This is a genomic window from Pseudonocardia sp. ICBG601 (assembly GCF_020496245.1).
Genome location: NZ_JAHLJA010000009.1, coordinates 1 through 17875, shown reverse-complemented (window position 1 = coordinate 17875; position 17875 = coordinate 1). Strand labels below are relative to the sequence as shown.

General features: G+C 71.0%; 20 protein-coding genes, 1 tRNA gene and 3 pseudogenes. 11 read left to right on the top strand and 13 right to left on the bottom strand.

Going from position 1 to position 17875, the window contains the following annotated elements:
* The first annotated feature begins 30 nt into the window (after positions 1-30).
* Positions 31-870, top strand: a pseudogene (locus tag KPL57_RS06290) (helix-turn-helix transcriptional regulator).
* Positions 871-884: 14 nt separating this feature from the next.
* On the opposite strand, the gene KPL57_RS06285 reads toward KPL57_RS06290, so the two are convergent.
* Positions 885-2096 (bottom strand): cytochrome P450, encoded by a 1212-nt coding sequence (locus KPL57_RS06285; RefSeq protein WP_226350875.1) that lies wholly within the window; start codon positions 2094-2096, stop codon positions 885-887.
* A 71-nt stretch (positions 2097-2167) separates the two neighbouring features.
* On the opposite strand from KPL57_RS06285, the gene KPL57_RS06280 reads away from it, so the two are divergent.
* Together KPL57_RS06280 and KPL57_RS06275 are read left to right on the top strand one after the other, a co-directional pair.
* On the top strand, positions 2168-2785 hold the full coding sequence (locus KPL57_RS06280) for a TetR/AcrR family transcriptional regulator (protein ID WP_226350868.1): 618 nt from the start codon (positions 2168-2170) through the stop codon (positions 2783-2785).
* 34 nt (positions 2786-2819) lie between these two features.
* On the top strand, positions 2820-3245 hold the full coding sequence (locus KPL57_RS06275; protein WP_226350867.1) for a PPOX class F420-dependent oxidoreductase: 426 nt from the start codon (positions 2820-2822) through the stop codon (positions 3243-3245).
* A gap of 153 nt (positions 3246-3398) precedes the next feature.
* On the opposite strand, the gene KPL57_RS06270 is transcribed toward KPL57_RS06275, so the two are convergent.
* Entirely contained in the window at positions 3399-3959 is a 561-nt protein-coding gene (locus tag KPL57_RS06270) for a DUF1707 domain-containing protein (protein ID WP_226350866.1), read from the bottom strand.
* A gap of 26 nt (positions 3960-3985) precedes the next feature.
* On the opposite strand from KPL57_RS06270, the gene KPL57_RS69375 reads away from it, so the two are divergent.
* The 3 genes from KPL57_RS69375 to KPL57_RS06260 all read left to right on the top strand — a co-directional run bounded on the left by KPL57_RS69375 (position 3986) and on the right by KPL57_RS06260 (position 5575).
* Positions 3986-4237, top strand: a complete 252-nt coding sequence (locus KPL57_RS69375; RefSeq protein ID WP_308252795.1) for a hypothetical protein — start codon at positions 3986-3988, stop codon at positions 4235-4237.
* Between the two features lie 6 nt (positions 4238-4243).
* Positions 4244-4564 carry a VOC family protein gene (locus KPL57_RS06265; protein WP_308252794.1) on the top strand — a complete coding sequence of 107 codons (321 nt, stop codon included), beginning with the start codon at positions 4244-4246 and terminating at the stop codon, positions 4562-4564.
* Positions 4565-4798: 234 nt separating this feature from the next.
* The gene (locus KPL57_RS06260) at positions 4799-5575 is read left to right on the top strand and encodes an inositol monophosphatase family protein (RefSeq protein ID WP_226350865.1); all 777 of its coding nucleotides are present in this window, start codon (positions 4799-4801) and stop codon (positions 5573-5575) included.
* 139 nt (positions 5576-5714) lie between these two features.
* Here KPL57_RS06260 and KPL57_RS06255 read toward each other — a convergent pair whose 3' ends face one another.
* The 4 genes and pseudogenes from KPL57_RS06255 to KPL57_RS06240 all read right to left on the bottom strand — a co-directional run bounded on the left by KPL57_RS06255 (position 5715) and on the right by KPL57_RS06240 (position 8185).
* Positions 5715-6362: a bifunctional 2-polyprenyl-6-hydroxyphenol methylase/3-demethylubiquinol 3-O-methyltransferase UbiG gene (locus KPL57_RS06255; RefSeq protein ID WP_226350864.1), complete on the bottom strand. Its 648-nt coding sequence runs from the start codon at positions 6360-6362 to the stop codon at positions 5715-5717.
* 459 nt (positions 6363-6821) lie between these two features.
* A pseudogene (locus KPL57_RS06250) lies at positions 6822-7731 on the bottom strand (IS5 family transposase); the annotation flags it as partial.
* Positions 7732-7745: 14 nt separating this feature from the next.
* The gene (locus tag KPL57_RS06245) at positions 7746-7970 is read right to left on the bottom strand and encodes a type II toxin-antitoxin system HicA family toxin (RefSeq protein ID WP_075311421.1); all 225 of its coding nucleotides are present in this window, start codon (positions 7968-7970) and stop codon (positions 7746-7748) included.
* Entirely contained in the window at positions 7967-8185 is a 219-nt protein-coding gene (locus KPL57_RS06240; protein ID WP_020625202.1) for a type II toxin-antitoxin system HicB family antitoxin, read from the bottom strand. The genes KPL57_RS06245 and KPL57_RS06240 overlap by 4 nt, the downstream gene beginning before the upstream one ends.
* A 110-nt stretch (positions 8186-8295) precedes the next feature.
* Between KPL57_RS06240 and KPL57_RS06235 the strand changes: the two genes are divergently transcribed.
* On the top strand, positions 8296-8952 hold the full coding sequence (locus KPL57_RS06235; protein WP_308252793.1) for a DUF4352 domain-containing protein: 657 nt from the start codon (positions 8296-8298) through the stop codon (positions 8950-8952).
* Between the two features lie 189 nt (positions 8953-9141).
* Here the strand turns inward: KPL57_RS06235 and KPL57_RS06230 are convergent.
* Positions 9142-9213 (bottom strand) — tRNA-Asn (locus tag KPL57_RS06230).
* 174 nt (positions 9214-9387) lie between these two features.
* Here KPL57_RS06230 and KPL57_RS06225 point away from each other — a divergent pair.
* Positions 9388-9585 carry a hypothetical protein gene (locus KPL57_RS06225; protein WP_020625200.1) on the top strand — a complete coding sequence of 66 codons (198 nt, stop codon included), beginning with the start codon at positions 9388-9390 and terminating at the stop codon, positions 9583-9585.
* A 50-nt stretch (positions 9586-9635) separates the two neighbouring features.
* Here KPL57_RS06225 and KPL57_RS06220 read toward each other — a convergent pair whose 3' ends face one another.
* From KPL57_RS06220 to KPL57_RS06200, 5 genes are all read right to left on the bottom strand, one after another.
* Positions 9636-10406, bottom strand: a complete 771-nt coding sequence (locus KPL57_RS06220) for a trans-aconitate 2-methyltransferase (protein ID WP_226350861.1) — start codon at positions 10404-10406, stop codon at positions 9636-9638.
* Positions 10403-10915, bottom strand: coding sequence for a hypothetical protein (locus KPL57_RS06215; RefSeq protein ID WP_226350860.1), 513 nt, complete (start codon positions 10913-10915; stop codon positions 10403-10405). Before KPL57_RS06215 ends, KPL57_RS06220 begins: the two co-directional genes overlap by 4 nt.
* The gene (dnaG, locus tag KPL57_RS06210; protein ID WP_020625197.1) at positions 10912-12780 is read right to left on the bottom strand and encodes a DNA primase; all 1869 of its coding nucleotides are present in this window, start codon (positions 12778-12780) and stop codon (positions 10912-10914) included. Before dnaG ends, KPL57_RS06215 begins: the two co-directional genes overlap by 4 nt.
* A 10-nt stretch (positions 12781-12790) precedes the next feature.
* A complete protein-coding gene (locus KPL57_RS06205) occupies positions 12791-13801 on the bottom strand; it encodes a DMT family transporter (RefSeq protein ID WP_226350859.1) in 1011 nt (336 codons plus the stop codon).
* Positions 13802-13874: 73 nt separating this feature from the next.
* Positions 13875-14258, bottom strand: coding sequence for a hypothetical protein (locus tag KPL57_RS06200; protein ID WP_149665713.1), 384 nt, complete (start codon positions 14256-14258; stop codon positions 13875-13877).
* Between the two features lie 143 nt (positions 14259-14401).
* Between KPL57_RS06200 and KPL57_RS06195 the strand changes: the two genes are divergently transcribed.
* From KPL57_RS06195 to KPL57_RS06185, 3 genes are all read left to right on the top strand, one after another.
* The gene (locus KPL57_RS06195) at positions 14402-14791 is read left to right on the top strand and encodes a MerR family transcriptional regulator (protein WP_020625194.1); all 390 of its coding nucleotides are present in this window, start codon (positions 14402-14404) and stop codon (positions 14789-14791) included.
* Between the two features lie 105 nt (positions 14792-14896).
* Positions 14897-15340, top strand: a complete 444-nt coding sequence (locus tag KPL57_RS06190; protein WP_020625193.1) for an Hsp20/alpha crystallin family protein — start codon at positions 14897-14899, stop codon at positions 15338-15340.
* A gap of 282 nt (positions 15341-15622) precedes the next feature.
* Positions 15623-16405 carry an HNH endonuclease family protein gene (locus KPL57_RS06185; RefSeq protein ID WP_226350858.1) on the top strand — a complete coding sequence of 261 codons (783 nt, stop codon included), beginning with the start codon at positions 15623-15625 and terminating at the stop codon, positions 16403-16405.
* A gap of 96 nt (positions 16406-16501) precedes the next feature.
* Here the strand turns inward: KPL57_RS06185 and KPL57_RS06180 are convergent.
* Positions 16502-17770, bottom strand: a pseudogene (locus tag KPL57_RS06180) (deoxyguanosinetriphosphate triphosphohydrolase).
* Positions 17771-17875: the final 105 nt, after the last annotated feature.

Sequence of the window (17875 nt, the reverse complement as noted above, 5' to 3'; positions counted from 1 at the left end):
CCCGGCGGGTGCCCGCGGATACTCGGTGACGTGGACCGTGCAGCCCTGGCCGACTTCCTGCGCCGGCACCGCGCCCGCCTCCGTCCCGGTGACGTCGGGCTCCCCGACGGTGCCCGCCGGCGCACGGCGGGGCTGCGCCGTGAGGAGGTCGCGACGCTCGCGGTCATGTCGACCGACTACTACACGCGGCTGGAGCAGCAGCGCGGGCCGCAGCCCAGCGACCAGATGCTGGCGTCGCTGGCCCGGGCGCTGCGGCTGGCACCGAGGAGCGCGACTACCTGTTCCGGTGCGCGGGCCGGAACGCGCCGGCGTCGGGCCCGGTGTCCGAGCACGTGGCCCCCGAGCTGCTGCGGGTGCTGGACCGGCTGCACGACAGCCCGGCGCTGATCCTGACCGTGCTCGGCGAGACGCTCGTGCAGAACGAGATGGCCCGGGCGCTGTTCGGCGACCACACCCACCACGCCGGGCTCGCCCGCAGCGAGGTCTTCCGCTGGTTCACCGACCCGGACGCCCGCGCATGTACCCGCCCGACGACCGCCCCCGCCAGAGCCGCGCGCAGGTCGCGACGCTGCGGGCGGCACTGGCGATGCTCGGGCCCCGGTCGCGGGCCGGGAGCTGGTGGGGGTGCTGTCGGAGCGCAGCCCCGAGTTCGCCGCCCTGTGGGAGCTGCACGAGGTCGGACGCCGGTTCGCCGACCACAAGACGCTGCTGCACCCGGAGCTCGGCGAGCTAGAGGTGGACTGCCAGGCGCTGTTCACCGAGGACCGGTCCCAGGCGCTGCTGGTACTCACCGCGGCGCCGCGCAGCGAGACCGAACGGCGCCTGGAGCTGCTCCGGGTGATCGGCAGCGAGCAGTTCAGCGCGGGCTGATCACCCGGCGCCGGTCACGGGTGCAGGCGCACCGGGAGCGCCGTGAGCGAGTGGATCAGCGTGCTCTGCCGGTGCTGCCCGGGGGCGCCGGCGAGCGTCATGTCCGGGAACCGCGCGAGCAGCGTCCGGAACGCGACGTCGGCCTCCAGGCGGGCCAGCGGTGCGCCGAGGCAGTGGTGGATGCCGTAGCCGAACGCGAGGTGCCCGGAGGTGTCGCGGTCGGGGTCGAACCGCTGCGGGTCCGGGTAGCGCTCGGGGTCGCGGTTGGCCCCGATCAGCGAGACGAGCACGACCTCGCCGGCCGGGATCGTCACCCCGGAGTACTCGACGGGCTCGTCGGTGAAGCGGATCGTGACGAGGTTGACCGGGCCGTCGTACCGGAGGAACTCCTCGACCGCCTGCGGCACCCGGTCGGGGTCGGCACGCAGCCGGACGTGCTGGTCGGGGTCGCGCAGCAGTGCCAGCACACCGTTGCCGATGAGGTTGACCGTGGTCTCGTGCCCGGCGACCAGCAGCAGGAACGCCATCGCGGTGACCTCGGTGGGGCTGAGCGAGTCGCCGTCCTCCGAGGCACGGACGATCTCGGACAGCATGTCGTCGCCGGGGTGGGCGGACTTCTCGGCGACGAGCGCGGACAGGAACTGCGCCATCGACGCGGCGGCCGCGCCACGCTCCTCGTCGGGTCCGCTGGAGAGCAGTAGGTTCGACCAGTGCCGGAAGTCGTCGCGGCGGTCCCCCGGGACACCGAGGATCTCCGAGATGACGGTCATGGGCAGTGGGAAGGCGAAGTGGTCCAGCAGGTCGAGCTCGGGGCCCGCCTGCTCGGCGGCGTCGGCGAGCTCGGTGGCGATCTGCTCGATCCGCGGCCGCAGCCGGGCGATCGCCCGGACGGTGAACGCCCGTCCGACGAGCTTGCGCAGCCGGGTGTGGTCCGGCGGGTCGGCGTTGAGCATGTGCGCGACGAGGGAGTCGGCGAACTGGCGGATCGAGGTCGCGCCGTGGCGCTGCAGCACCTCCGGCAGCCGGCGGGAGTCCTTCTGCAGCCGCGGGTCGTTGAGCGCGGCACGGGCGTCGGCGTAGCGGGTGATCATCCAGAAGGTCAGCCCGTTCGGCCCGGTCGCGCGGACGACCGGGCTCTCGTCGCGCAACCGGCGGTAGAGCTCGTCGGGATCGTCGAAGAAGTCCTGGTCCAGCCGTACCGGCCGGGTGTCGTGGTCGATCGTCATCGTCCGCTCCTCGCACTGGGTGTCCTCGACACTCGCCAGGATTGCACTCATCGTGCAAAAATGCACGCGTGATGAAACGGACGGAGCGACCGTCGGCCCGCGAGCGGAACCGGCGGTCCATCCTGGACGCCGCGCAGGCCGTGCTGCGCGAGAACCCGGACGCCTCGCTGGACGAGGTCGCGGCCCGCGCCGGGGTCGTGCGGCGCACCCTCTACGGCCACTTCACCAGCCGTCACGACCTCGTGGTCGCACTCGTCCGGGCGGCGTCGGCGGACTTCGTCGAGAAGGTCGGCGAGGTCGACCCCGATGCGGCCGACCCGGCCGTCGAGCTCGCGGCCACCCTCCTGCGCACCTGGAGCACGTCGCGGCGCTACGGCCCGGTCATCGCGCTGGCCCGCCGGACCGCCGACGACGAGCTCCGCGCCGCGATGGGCCCGTTCCACACGATCATGGTCCGGCTGCTGGAGAACGGGCAGCGATCCGGTGTGTTCTCCCGGCATGCCGCGGCCCCGGTACTGGCCGAGGTACTGCAGGCCGGGTCCCTGGCCTACATGCGCGCCGCACAGGAGGGGCGGTGGGACGGCGACGAGACCGACGTCGCCCTCGGGCACCTGCTGACCCTCGGGATGCCGGAGGCCGACGCGCGAGCCGCGGTCGCGCGAGCCGCGGTCGCGCGAGCCACGTCTTGACCTGAAGCACCGTTCAGGTCCTAGCGTCGCCGCCATGTTCACCGACGAGGAGATCGCCTACCTGCACAGCCAGTTGATCGGGCGGCTCGCCACCGCCCAGCCGGACGGGACGCTGCAGGCCAGCCCGGTGGGTTTCGGTGTCAACACGACGCTGGGCACCATCGACGTCGGCGGCCACGGGATGGAGCACAGCCGCAAGTTCCGCAACGTCGCCGCGAACGGCCAGGTCGCCTTCGTCGTCGACGACGTTCTGTCGACCGACCCGTGGCGGGTGCGGTTCGTCGAGATCCGGGGACGGGGCGAGGCGCTGACCGACCCAGCGGACTCCGCGGGGCAGTCGACGGGGTCGAGCGCGATCATCCGGATCCACCCGACGCGGATCCTCACCCTCGCGCTGTCGCCCGAGGAGCAGCAGGTGGATTCGCACGAGGCGGGGATCCGGGCGCGCGACGTGGGGTGAGGGCCGCTGCGGCATCGCGTCGATCCCACTGCGGCGGGATGCGCGCGGTGTGGTCGGGGACCGTGCCGTACACCGCCTCCCCACATGGGCACACCGATCAGGTGCGGGGTCAGGAGACCCGACCCCGACCGGCCAGGACCGGTGCGCGCGGCGTCATCGTGCGGTCACATTCCCCACCTGGGTACCGCCGACGAGGATGACGTGCGGAGTACCACGCGACGCCGACTCGCCCACCCTGTCGCGGACGGTTCCGACCGCCGTGCGCACGCCCGTGATGTCCACGGTCGCCCCCGGCGGCAGCCGAACGTCGATGTTCCCGATGACGATGTCCACGTCGATGACGACCTCACCGGTGACGAAGCGCGCGCGACGCATGTCGAGGCGAGCGTTGCCGAACCAGGAGCGCACGACCACGCGCGGCGGTACCAGCCATTCGCCGGCACGCCGGAGGTCGCCCGCGGTGTTCGCCAGTTCGAGCAGATCACGTGTGGGCACGGCGTCCTGGGCCCCCGGGAGATCCAGGACGACGCTGTTCAGATCCGCTCGGGTCACCGCGGTGGACCCAGCGGCCAGCCGGTCGGCCAGCTCTGCCCCGTCGAGCCGACCTTCGAGGTGGTGCCGGTTGAGCAAGGCCGCCACATGGTCCCGCTCCGCGTACGAGACACGGAGGTCCCGAGCTGGGACGACGGCGTCGGAACTCTCGTACGAGGTCATGCACTCGACCATAGGCACCGTCGTCGGTGAACGACTCGGGGTCTTCCCGGAGCTCGGTTCAGGGGCCACCCGAGGACGGTCTCGACATCAACATCGACACCGACACCGCCGTGGCGTTGCCTCCCGCTCCGGCATCGGGAGTCGGCTGCCGCTTCCCCGGCCGGAGCGCACCGGGAGGTGCAACTGCCACCCTGACGGGCATGGCATTCCTCCAACTCACCACGATCATCGTGGACGTCTACGACGAGGCGATCGACTTCTTCACCCACGCGCTGTGATTCGAGTTGGTCGAGGACTCCCCCGCTCAGAGCAACGACGGCCGGCCCAAGCGGTGGGTCGTCGTCCGCCCGCCGGACGCGGAGACAGGGATTCTTCTCGCCCGCGCAGACGGAGAACGCCAGGTCTCCGCGATCGGCGACCAGCATGCCGGCCGGGTCGGCTTCTTCCTCCAGGTCGAGGACTTCGAGAGCCGATACGCACACATGCGTGACGCCGGGGTCGAGTTCCTCACTGATCCGCGCACCGAGTCCTATGGGCGCTTCGTGGTGTTCCGCGACATCGCCGGCAATCGCTGGGACCTGATCGAGCCCGTGGGCCCGGCCTGATCTGGCGCATCATCCGTCGAACCAGCGGTGGCGACGGGCTCGCCCGACGGCCGGCGGGGCGCGCTTCATCAGATCGTCGTGGGCACGGGTGGTCATCTGGATAGGCCCCGTGCGAGGAAGAGGGAGCGACGTCCGGTCGCCGGGCTCGACCGACGCGTCTGCCGGGGCCTGATTCGGGATCGTCACCGACCGGCGCATGACGAAGACATAGCTTGAGCCAAGGGGGTCCCTTCGATGCAGGGAACAGATGTCGAGCTGGCTATCGACGCCGTACGAGCTGGCATGGACGTGATCCAAAGGACGCCGGGTGGGCAGCTCCGACGCATTCAAAAGAGTGCGGTCGACTTCGCGACCGCTGCGGACCTCGATGCGGAACGCGCGATTCGATCGGTACTCCGGGTGCGTCGACCAGGTGATGCATGCACCGGAGAGGAACTCGGCGAGTCCGGTGGAGCAAGCTCGCGCATGTGGTTGGTGGACCCGCTCTGCGGGACCCGCAACTTCGCCTCCGGCGCCGGGGACTACGGCCTCAACGTCGCGCTCTGTATCGACGGCACTCCCACCGTGTCGGCGGTAGGCGACCCGCGGCGCGAACTCATCCACTGGACCGACGGGGTAACCACAGGGACGCGGAGCGAGGCCGGCGACCAGCTCCTGTGTCCGAGTGCTCAGAACCGAATCATCGAACTCAATGCAGATGAGCCGTGGGACGTCGTGACCTCGTCGCTCCTGGGCGACCGCGGGCTACGAGAGTGGATGACCCCGAGAGTCAGCGCCACATCCTTGGCTTTGGCGTGGGTGGCTGCCGGGCACAGAGCCGCATATGTCAACGACGACGACCTTCGCGGAAGCGTGCATTTCGCTGCCGGCATCGCTCTCTGTACGGGAGCCGGATGCATCGTCACCGACCTGAGAGGAGACGCTGTCGACTCCGGGCACGGACTCGTCATCGCAGCAGACCACGACGTGCACAGTGAGTTGCTGCAGCGCATCAGCGACCTGAGTCCCTGATTCAGGAGCCGCGCCATCATGGCCGTTCTGATACCGGACTCGTGGGCGCACGCGCGGTGACCCGCATGACGGGATGGTCGTGGGTGGCCGCCGGCGACGGTCGCAAGCCGAGCGATACCGCACTCTCCTTGCACGGCCGTCACCCGTGGACGATTCCTCTTTTGCTCTCTGGCTGGTGCGTGTCCGGGAGAGGTTTGGTCCAGGTGATGCAGTAGCGCCACATGGGCAGCAGGCGCCAACGACATCCGGGAAGGGCGGATCGGGCTGCGCGACGAACCTCGGAATAGGTGTGCGGCGATGGCCAGACCATGGGGGCTGTGTGCTCCCAGAAGCCGTACCGGCGACGCAGCACGGCGTGCTGCACGGCTCCGATGCCGTGGAGCACGACCTCGATCGGCTGGGAGGTCCTCGCCAGACCGACCACGACGACTCGACCGCCCGGCGACGTGAGATCAGCGCATCGCCGTAGTGCTTGGACTGGATCGGGCAGGTGATGCAGTGTGGCCATCGAAGCCACGACATCGAACGAGTCGGCTGGGAACGCGTAGCTCAGAATGTCGCCGTGGACCCACTCGACCATCGGGGCCTCGCTCCGTGCCGAGCGGAGAACTGTCGGGTCCAGGTCGATCGCTACGACCTGGGGAACCCTGTGCACCAGGTCCGCTGCGAGGAGCCCGTTGCCGGTGCCGACGTCGAGAGCTGTCTGGGCGCCACGTGGCACCGCATCCAGGACCAGCCGGTGGTAGTGGATGTTGTGGTTCCACCGCCTCGCCGAGCTGCCTGACACAGCACCACCTTGCCAAGCGGCTCAAGCAATCCACGACAATCGGCACATCGACGGGCTGAACCACGCCGGATCTCGCCTCGTCTGCCGTCGCATGGGCGGGCTGCGCGATCCGTCCAACACTCAGGACGCAGGACTTCTCCTTCGGTCGCAAGATGGCCGCGACCGAAGCGACGGAGGTCCTGGAGGTCTCAGAAGGACGTCGCCCCCCCGGAGCCCATCGATGAGGGCTTCCCAGGGGATCTTGAGTCACTGCCTGGATCAAGTCATTGACCTCGGAAAATGCTCCTCTGATTGGACTCGAACCGATACCGCCCGATCCAGGATCAAGACCCGCGGTCAGTAGTCATGTGTGCTCGAAACCGGCGATGAACTGCCACAACGCCGTCGGCACGGATACGGGTGATTGTGGCTCGTTGCCACTCTCGACGGTGGGTCGCGGGAGGTAGACGGCGCCCTCAGAGCGTGTTTGGAAATTCTAGTGGGTTGAGGGTGTCGTGTGTTTCTGCTGGCGGGTGGCGGGGTATCCACGGGCGATGCGGCGGGTGATGGTGTTGATCGCGGCCCAGCGGATCATGGCTTCGGATGTGGTGGGGTGGCGTTCGTAGTCTCGGGCCAGGCGTCGGTGTGCGGTGAGCCAGGCCAGGGTCCGTTCGACCACCCACCTTCGTGGGAGGACGGTGAATCCGCGCTGCTCGGGTGGCTTGCGGATGATCTCGATCGTTGTCTGCAGGATCGTGGCGGCCCAGTCGAGCAGTCGCCCGGCGAAGCCGGCGTCGGCGTAGACGAACCGCACCCTGGTGCGCAGGTAGAGGTTGAGCAGGATCGGCTTGGCGCCGTCGCGGTCCTGTGCCGAGGCCGAGCACACCATCGTGGTCAGCAGCAGACCGAGGGTGTCGGTCACGATGAACCGTTTCCGTCCGCCTGTCTTCTTCCCGGCGTCGTAGCCGCGGGAGTCCTGGCCGACGGTGTCGGCGCCCTTGACCGACTGGGAATCGATGATCCCCGCACTCGGCTCCGGATCACGGCCCTCGGCGATACGTAACTGCCCCCGCACGACCGGGAGGATCTTCTCGGTGACCTTCTGCTGTTCCCACTGGTTGAAGTACCAGTAGACGGTCTGCCAGGGCGGGAAGTCCACCGGCAACGCCCGCCAGGCACACCCGGTCCGCACGACATACAAGATCGCGTCCAGCACGTCCCGACGAGCATGAGCAACAGGCCGCCCCCGCCGCGCGAGCGGCGGTAACAACGGCTCGATCACCACCCACTGGGCATCACTGGTGTCCGAGGGGTACCGGCGCGGTCGTTCCTGCATGCCGACCACGATGGAGCACCCCAGCCGTGTCGACCATCCCGACACACCCACCATTTCCAAACACGCTCTCAGCCGAGCAGGTCCAGGAACTCCGAAGCGCTGAGTCCGGCCTGCCGCAGAACGGAGCCGAGAGTGCCCCGGACGATCTCGCGGTGCAGCGGGACGATCACGACTCTGCCGTCAGGGTGGCGGAGCTTCGCATGGCTGCCCTTGGTCGAGCGATGCTCGAAGCCCGCTGATTCGAGCGCCTGGACGACCTGCTTGCCGGAGACCTGAGGGAGGGCTGGGCTCACGCCGGGATGCGGATCTCGATCGGAGTCACGAGCGGGTGCTCGAAGGAAGCCGGCACCTCGTCGTCCTCGAAGTACAGCTCCAACGCCTCACGGAGGTTGGCCAGCGCCTCGTCGACCGTCTCCCCCTGGCTGGCGACCTCGATCTCCAGACAGCGGGCGACGTACCACTCGCCGTCCTTCGCGACGGCGGCGGTCAAGGTGCGAGCGGTGTCCATGTGCCGAGTCTACGGCCCGAGGTGAGTGAGGTCGGCCCTTGCGGAGGACGAGCCCACGCACTCCAGGTCGACCGTTCATCAAGAGTGACGATCGAGGACGGAGGGCGGTAATGAGACAGCAAAGCCTGCCGACAGGCGGAGTGATCGCCTCACATCACGGAGTAGTCATGCGTGCCGCGTCCGTCGTCGTCCTCCTCGCCTTGCTCCTGCTCGCGGGATGCAGCGCCGAGCCCCCCTCGAGCACCGGGAGCCCCGCTACCACTGCGTCAGCAGCGCCGGTCACAACCAAGCCAACCCCGACCGCTCCACCCTCGGCGAGCATCGGTCAGACAGTGAGCAACCGTGGCATCACCTTGACCGTGACCGACGCCCGCGCAGTCGACTCAATCCAGATGAACGAGTCCAGTTTCCGACCGGGCTCGGGCTACGAGCAGTACACGAAGACGACGCCACAGGCAGGCGGCCGATTCGTCTCTGTCACCGCGCACGTCGTCAACAACGCCAAAGTGGGCCTCGACCTCACCTGCAGCCTGCCGATCAACACCAAGCTCGTCGACTCGCAACAACGCAACTTCGACGCCATCGACGACCTCTACAAGCTCAAGGGCAACCCTGAGTGCAACGATCAGCTCCAGCCGGGCTTTGAGGCCGACATGACCTGGGTCTACCTCGTGCCGCAGAGCGCCAAGGTCATCGGCTGGGGCTTCCAGGACACCACCGACTTCTCGGGCACGGTCGACTTCACCACGGGCCGCTTCGACGCCTGATCCGAGTGGTCCCGCCCCCTCCTCGTCGTACTGACCGAACCGCCCTGGTGGCCGCGACCGGGGCCAAGGAGGTCCTGGAGGTCCTGGAGGTCCTGAAAAGACATCGACCCCCGGAACCCACTAGTAGTGGACTTCCTGAGGGTCGATCTTGAGTCGCTACCCGCGTCAAGCTATCGACCTCGGAAAATGCTCCTCCGATTGGACTCGAACCAATAACCGCCCGATTAACAGTCGGGTGCTCTGCCATTGAGCTACGGAGGACCGTTCATGCCGCTCCAGGTGGTGTTCCCGGCGACGAGAAGAACTCTACAACACCCCGCACAGTCGTCTCGCAACCCCCCGTTCGGCCGCTGTTCCCGCAGGTCGGAGCCCCATCCGGGTGGCGGTCGGGCAGCGGCCGCGGTCCGGGTACGGTCGCGGTCGGAGGTGAGGGGAATGGTCAGATTCCTCGTGGGTGTCGCCGTCGGGTACGTCCTCGGCACCAGAGCCGGTCACGAGCGCTACGAACAGCTCGTCCGCGCCTATCACCGGGCAGCCGACCACCCCGCGGTGCAGGGTGCCGCGGGCATCGCTCGGGCGGGCGTCGAGGGCGCGATCGACAAGGTGCGCGGGGGCCAGAACACCGGGCGCTGAGGCCCGCCCCGTCCTATGACCCCCGTCCCGGGGGCTCGGGACGGGGCGGCTCAGTGTGTGCGGGCGACCGCGAAGACGCGGCGGAACGGGAACCAGGTGCTGCCGTCGGCGCTCGGCGGGTAGGCCGCGCGCAGCCGAGGAGCGAGCTCGCGGACGAACGCGTCGTAGGCGTCGTCGTCGAGGGCGTCGCGGACCGGGCGCAGGGCGGTGCCGGAGATCCAGCGCAGGACCGGGTCCTCGCCGTCGAGCCGCTGTAGGTAGGTCGTCTCCCACACGTCGACGTCGGCACCCGTGGCGGCCAGGAGGTCGGCGTAGCCGAGCGGGTCGAGCACGGTCCCGTCGCCGCGCAGCACGATCCGGTCGCGCCAGTGCGGCAGCGAGGCGACCTCGCGGGTCAGCACGTGCGAGGGCGCGTCGAAGTTGCCGGGGACCTGCACCGCGATCCACGCACCGGGCGCGAGCGCGGCCGTCCAGCGGCGCAGCACCTCGGGGTGCTCGGGCACCCACTGCAGCACCGCGTTGGACACGAGCACCCCGGTGTCGCGGGGCGGGGTCCAGTCGCGCACGTCGACCTGCGCGGCGTCGACGCCCGCGGCCCGGGCCGCGGCGACCATGTCCGGGGAGGAGTCGAACGCCTCCACCGTCGCCGTCGGCCAGCGGTCGGCCAGCAGCCCGGTCAGGTGGCCGGGACCGCAGCCGGCGTCGACGACCCGGGTCAGGGCCGGGTCGGGCTCCCCCACCCGGGCCAGCAGGTCGAGGAACGGGCGGGAGCGGTGGTCGTCGAAGGCGCGGTAGAGGGCGGGGTCCCAGCTGGTGCTCACGTGTCCTCCGGCAGACGGGCGGCGATGCCCTCGGCGAGGCGGCGCGCGGCGACGGGGTCGGTGCCCGGGTCGGGCCGCACCTGGAGGACCAGCCCGTCGCGGCCGGGGACCCGGCGCTGCAGCACCCAGGCCCCTCCCCCGGGCAGCTCGCGCCGGTTGCGGGTGCGGATGGACTGGGTGACCCGTTCCTGCACCGCCTGCGGCACCTTCCCCGGGTCGGCGAGCCGGAACCGCAGCGGGCGCCCGTCGGCCAGCAGCTCGGTGCCGGGAGCGATCTGCTCGGCCGAGGTCGGCGTCACGACCAGGCTGACCTTGTCCCAGGTCGCCTTCGCGATCTCGTGCCAGCCCAGCCGCTCACCGCCGGGGGGCCAGATCCCCCACGAGGTGACCACGAGCATTCCGTCCGGGGTCTGCGCGGTGGCGACGACGGCCTCGGAGTCGGCGAGGGCGTCGGCGACCGTGTCGGGCACCGGCTCACGTCCGAGCAACCGCGCCCAGAAGCCGGTCACGACGCGACCCCGGAGGCCTGCTCGCGCAGCTGGATCTTGTACTGCTCCAGCGGGACGAGCACCCCGAACAGGTCCATGTACTCGTCGTGGTCGGTCTCGGCGTTGGTGCGCTGCAGCTGCGACTTGAGGTCGGCGATCTCGCGTTCGACCAGGCCGAGCCGGACCCCGGCGAGCACGCCGTTGACGTAGCGGACCTCGTCGGTGTTGCGCTTGGGGAGCTCCAGGTCCTCCACGGCCAGCTCGCTGACCAGGCGTTTCACGTCGTCGCCCGCACTCTCGGCGACGACGGCGTCGAGCCAGTCCGACCCGTCCAGCCCGGCGCACACCCCGCCCGCGGCCATGATCGCCCGGTGCACCGCGGCCAGCTGCGGGTGGGTGAACCCTGCCTCGGGCAGCTCGTCGAACGCGGGGCCCACGACGCCGGGGATCTGCAGGGCCGCCTTGAGCGCCTCGCGCTGCAGGTGCAGCTGGGTGTCGTCGCGCTTCGGGGCGGGCAGCGGGGCCCGACGCCGGGAACGGCCCCCCTCCGGCGACACCCCGGCGCTCTCGCGCACCCGGCGCACGACGACGGCGATGTCGTCCCAGCCGACCCAGCCGGCGAGCCGGCGCGCGTACTCGTCCCGCAGGTCCTCCCGCTTGATCTGCGCGACCAGCGGGACGGTCCGCTGCAGCGCCGCGACCCGGCCCTCGGCGCTGGCGAGGTCGTGGCTGCGCAGCTCGGTGCGGATGGCGAACTCGAACAGCGGCTCACGACGGGCGACGAGGTCCCTCACGGCCGCGTCACCGTGGTTGTTGCGCAGGTCGCAGGGGTCCTGACCGTCCGGTGCGACGGCGACGAAGGTCTGCGCGGCGAAGTTCTGGTCGCCCTCGAACGCCTTCATCGCGGCGCTCTGGCCCGCCGCGTCGCCGTCGAAGGTGTAGATGACCTCCCCGCGGTCGAAGGAGTCGTCACCGATGAGCCTGCGGATGACCGAGACGTGCTCGGTGCCGAACGCCGTACCACAGGACGCGACCGCCGTGGTCACCCCGGCCAGGTGCATCGCCATCACGTCGGTGTAGCCCTCGACGACGACCACCTGCCGGGTCTTCGCGATCTCCCGCTTGGCCTGGTCCAGGCCGAACAGCACGTGGGTCTTGCGGTAGACCGGCGTCTCGGAGGTGTTGAGGTACTTGGCCTCGATGCCGTCGTCGTCGAACAGCCGGCGCGCGCCGAAGCCGACCACGTCGCCGCCCAGGTCGCGGATCGGCCACAGCAGGCGCCGGTGGAAGCGGTCGATGGCGCCGCGACGGCCCTCCTTGGAGATGCCCGCCTTGATCAGCTCGTCGAGCTGGTAGCCCTGGGAGAGCAGGTGCTTGGTGACGACGTCCCAGCCGGCCGGGGCGTAGCCGCAGCCGAACTTCTCCGCGGCGGCCTCGTCGAACCCGCGGTCGGCGAGGAACTGCATCCCGGCCCGCCCGGCGGGGGTGCGCAGCTGCTCGGCGTAGAACGCCTGGGCCTTCTTGTTGATCTCCAGCAGACGGCTGCGGGTACCGCGGTCGCGCTGCACCGAGGAGCCGCCGCCCTCGTAGGTGAGCCGGACCCCGCACCGCTCGGCGAGCCGCTCGACGGCCTCGGGGAACCCGATGACCTCCATCTTCATGACGAAGTCGATGACGCTGCCGTGCTCACCGCAGCCGAAGCAGTGGAACGTGCCGTGCGAGGGACGAACGGTGAACGACGGGGACTTCTCGTCGTGGAACGGGCACAGGCCCTTCAGCGAGCCCGCCCCGGCGCGGCGGAGGGCCACGTACTCCTCGACGATCTCCTCGACCCGCGTGCGGTTGCGGACCTCGGTGATGTCGGCGTCCCGGATCCGTCCTGCCACGACGGCCAGTCTAGGCGCCTCCGGCCCGGCGTCCCGGTCCGCCCGCCGGCGGTGCGGCGATGTCGGCGTCCGGCCGCTCCACCGGGGCGGCGGCGACGGTGTCCGGCTGCTCTGCGGGGACGGCGGCGTCGGCCGTCACCGGGTGACCGCGCAGGCCGGGCACCCGACCCAGGCCGACGAACATGCCGACCAGCGCGATGCCGAGGCCCAGCACGGCCTGCACGGTGAGCGGCTCCCCGAGCACGGGCACGGCGACCAGCGCCGTCGTCGCCGGGACCAGGTTCAGCAGAGACGACACGAACACCGTGGACCGCAGGCGTAGCAGCACGAACATCAGCACGAAGGCGCCCGCCGAGTTCACGACCCCCAGGAAGGCCACGGCTGCCCATCCCGACGGTGCGCGGGACAGCCAGTCCGCACCGAGGAACGGCCAGGCGACCAGGGTCGCGACCAGCGAGGTGGCCATCTGGACCACGACGCTGGTCACCACGGGCGTGCCGTCGTTGAACCGCTTCTGGTAGAGCGTGCCGGCCGCCAGCGACAGCATGCCCAGCACCGGGAAGACGAGGTTGCCGCCGAGACCGGCACCGAGGTCGTCGGCCAGTACGACGTAGACGCCGGTGGCGCCGATCAGCAGGCCCAGCACCGGTCCGACACCCAGGCGGGTCGCCAGCAGCAACGGGGTCAGCAGCCCGACCAGCAACGGCGCCATCCCGAGGATGAGGCTCGACAGCCCGGCGGGCACACCCGAGGCGAGCCCGCTGTAGACGAAGCTGAACTGCCCGACCTGCAGCAGCAACGCCGTGACCGCGAGGTGCAGCCAGGCCCGGCCGCGCGGCAGGCCCGGCCGCTGCACGGCGACGGCGACGAGCATCACGACCAGCGCGATCACGAACCGCCAGAACAGGACCGCGGGGACGTCGGTGGAGCCGGTCGCGATCTTGCCGGCGATGAAGCCGGACGCCCAGAGCGGCACGAAGAGCACGGCCAGCACCGGGACGAGCCAACGCGAGGAGGTCACGCCTTCACTTCATCGCAGTGCTAACGACCGGGGCAAGCCGGGGTGGGGGGAGCCTCACCCCACCCCGGTCCGATCAGGCCGCGACGACGACCGACGGCGGCAGCTCGGCGAGCGCGGAGTCCAGGTCCGGGTGGTTGCGCATCCCGTGCAGTACCGCCCGGACGCCCGGCACCGTCCGCGGCGCGACGCGGGCGGCGCCGATCAGCCGGACGTCCAGACCGCGGTTGCGGGCCACGTGCCGCAGATGGTGCAGCGCCCGCGCGCCGCGCGCGGTGACCCCGGTACCGAGATCGACCAGGACGTGCCGGACCGGCGACCACCCGGCACCGGCGACGGCGAGGTGCGCATCGACCTGGCGCAGCAGCGACGCACCTGCCGCCGCGTCCAGCTCGCCGTCGACGCGGACGTGGAGGACGTCCTCGCGGGGGCGGTCGGTGCGGACCCTGCTCCTGTTCATCGCGTTCTCCTTCCGGATCGTCGTCTCCCCCATATCTCTAGCGTATGGTTAAGATTTTCGCCATCACGTGGCCACACTCAGGTTCGCGGACGACCGGCTCCGGCACCCGAGCGTGCGCCGCGGACCGCGAGGGAGGAACCGACATGGCACTGGACCGGCTCGACGACCCCGACTACCCGACCGTCGCGATGGGCCAGGCCGCGCACCTGCTGGAGGTCGAGCCCGCGTTCCTGCGCAGCCTCGACAGCGCGGGCGTGGTGAACCCGCACCGCTCCCCGGGCGGGCACCGCCGCTACTCGCGCAACCAGCTGGAGCAGGCCGCGCGCCTGCGCACCCTGCTGGACGACGGGCATCCGCTGGGCTCGGCGTCCTGGATCGACCGACTGCGCGGCGAGCTCGCCGACAGCGAGAACCGCCTCGGCGCGGCACACCGCGAGATCGAGCGCCTGCGCACGGAGCTCGCACGCCTGCGCTCCGAGCTCGGCGACACGAATCCAGAGCAGCCCTTGACAACAGAAAATCTCCAGCTATAACTGGAGATATCCGGAGCGGGACTCCGGAGGACCGACATGACGAAGGACAACGAGGAGTCAGCCGGTCGGTCGTGAACCGGCACGGCTGGAAGGGAGTGGTTCGAGATGCTGCTGCGTACCGACCCGTTCCGAGCCCTGGACCGCATCGCTTCGCAGGCGTTCGAGTCCGGCGGCACCTGGTCGCGCCCGGCGGCGATGCCGATGGACGCCTGGCGTCACGGTGACGAGTTCGTCGTGGAGTTCGACCTCCCCGGCATCGACCCGGACGCCGTCGATCTCTCCGTCGAGCGCAACACCCTGACGGTCAAGGCGGAGCGGCGGCCCGCCAACGCCGGGACCGACCAGGTCGAGTGGGTCGCCTCCGAGCGGGCCTACGGCGTGTTCGCCCGCCAGCTGTTCCTGGGCGACAACCTCGACACGTCCTCCATCCACGCGTCGTACGACGCCGGGGTGCTGCGCATCCGCATCCCGGTCGCCGAGGCGGCCAAGCCGCGGACGATCGCCGTCGAGTCCGGGCACGACTCCGACCGGGCGGCGATCAACGCCTGATCTCGGTTCCGGGCCCGGCCGCGTGCCGGGCCCGGGACCGGCGTCGGACCGGCGGGACGGCCGGTCGACGGCGCCGTCACGACGAGCACGCGTAGCCCGAGCGTGCTCCCGCCCCACCCCGGCCGTGGTGGCCCGAGGGTCTGTGAGCGTGATCACGAGGCCACCGACCACCCCGACCCTGTGAACGGACCGACCCCGTCCTGGCAAGTCACTTCACCCTGAGTGACGAACACGCGGCGTGTTGGCGTGGTTCCGGCGTTCGCATTCGCGAACATCTCCGGTGTGCGTGTTCGAGGTGTGCGGGTCGCCGGACTGCTGGCGACGATGATGGTGATGGCCGGGTGCGGATCCCCCGGATCGTTCGTGGACGTGCTGGACACGGCGCTCGACACCGGCGTCGTCGACGTCGGCGCGATCGCCCCGGTGACCCCCGGGACCGTGGAGGGTGCGGCCGCGGGCAGCGCGTCGGCGACGCTGAAGACGCTGGCGGTGAAGGGCCGGGCACCGAAGACCGGCTACACGCGCCAGCAGTTCGGGCGTAGCTGGGCCGACATCGACCGGGACGGTTGCGACCAGCGCAACCAGGTACTGGCCCGGGACATGGACCGCGAGACGTTCAAGGCGGGCACGCACGACTGCGTCGTGCTGACCGGGACGCTGCGTGACTCCTACACCGGCACCACAATCGCGTTCACCCGTGGCCAGGGCACCAGCGAGAAGGTGCAGATCGACCACGTCGTCGCGCTGTCCGACGCCTGGCAGCAGGGCGCCCAGCAGCTCGACGCGGCCACCCGGGAGAAGATCGGGAACGACCCGCTGAACCTGATCGCCGTCGACGGGCCGACCAACGGCCGCAAGAGCGACGGCGACGCCGCGACCTGGCTCCCGCCGGACAGCCGTTACCGCTGTGCCTACGTCGCGCGTCAGGTCGCGGTGAAGAAGAAGTACAAGCTGTGGGTGACCAGCGCCGAGCGCGACGCGATCGACCGGGTCCTCGGGACCTGCCCGACCCGGGCCGTGACCAGCGAGGCCGACGCGGCGAAGCCCGCGATCACCCTGCGCTGAGCCCCGCACCGACCCCGGCCACCCGGCCCCGCCGCCCCACCCGGACGGCGGGGCCGTCGGCGTCTCGGGGCCGGCCGGTGTCGGGGCCGGCAGGTGTCAGGGCCGGCAGAGGGTGCGGTGCCAGGCGTGCGCCTGCGGGTCGGTCAGCGTCGCGACCTGGTCGATCACGACGCGCAGCCGCGACCGGTCGTCGGGAGCGGCGGCCCAGTCCTCCGCGCGGGCCGGGTCGAGGGCGTCGGGCCCCCGGTCGTACAGCGCCGCGACGAGGTCGTGCAGCAGGTCGCGCTGGCGGGACTGCATCGCCAGCCGCCGCGGGTCGCTCATCACGTAGCGGGTGGCCAGTGCCTTGAGCACCACGACCTCCGCCACGGCGACGACCGGCACCACCAGGTCCGCGCGGTGCCGGGCCAGCGGCGCGTCGCCGTAGGTGTCCAGGGTCGCGTCGGTCGCGGCGAGGGCGAACCGGCCGACCAGCTCGGAGGTCATCCGCTTCATCGCGACCAGGTCGTCGCCCGCGGCGGTGGCGGCGTCGAAGCCGCGGACCGCGCGGACCACCGGCAGCGCGTCGAGCCGGGCGGCGGCCTCGGCACAGGCGCCCTCGTCCTCGCCGAAGCGCAGCGACGCCTCCACCGCGAGCGCCGCGCGCTCGGCCGGCGAGGACAGCACCGCCAGGTCCATCCGGCCGGCGTGCACCGCGTCCTCGACGTCGTGCACCGAGTAGGCGACGTCGTCGGCCCAGTCCATCACCTGGGCCTCCATGCTCCGCACCCCCGGCCGTGCCCCGGCTCGCACCCACTCCAGGGCAGGCAGGTCGTCGGCGTAGGCACCGAACTTGCGCTCCGCGCCGCGGCGCGGCCACGGGTACTTGGTGGCGGTGTCCAGGGTCGCCCGGGTCAGGTTGAGCCCGCCGGGGACGCGGCCGTCGCCGGAGCGGGCCTTGGGCTCCAGGCGGGTCAGGATGCGCAGGGTCTGGGCGTTGCCCTCGAACCCGCCGCAGTCGGCTCCCGCGACGTCGAGCGCACGCTCGCCGTTGTGCCCGAACGGCGGGTGGCCGATGTCGTGGGCCAGCCCGGCGGCGTCGACGACGTCGGGGGTCGAGCCCCGCTCCTCGGCGATGCCGCGGCCGATCTGGGAAACCCTCGAGCGAGTGCGTCAGCCGGGTCCGCGGGATGCCGCTGACCTCGGCGCCCTCCCCCGGGCCCGACCACTGGGTCTTGCCCGCGAGCCCCGGCGCAGCGCGCGGGAGTGCAGCACCCGGGCCCGGTCGGGGAGTAGGGGGCTGCGCCGCTCGACGCGGCCGCGCTCCCCCAGCCCGGAGCCCTTCGGTGCCTCCGGATGGCGGCGCTCGCGTCGGCGGCGGTGTATCCCGGGCCGACCGGGGCGTGCTGGAGGGTCATCCCAGCCCGCTGCTCGCGGTGTCGACCGACGCGTGGGTCAGCTCGTAGAACAGCAGCGCGCCGGTCTCGCGGT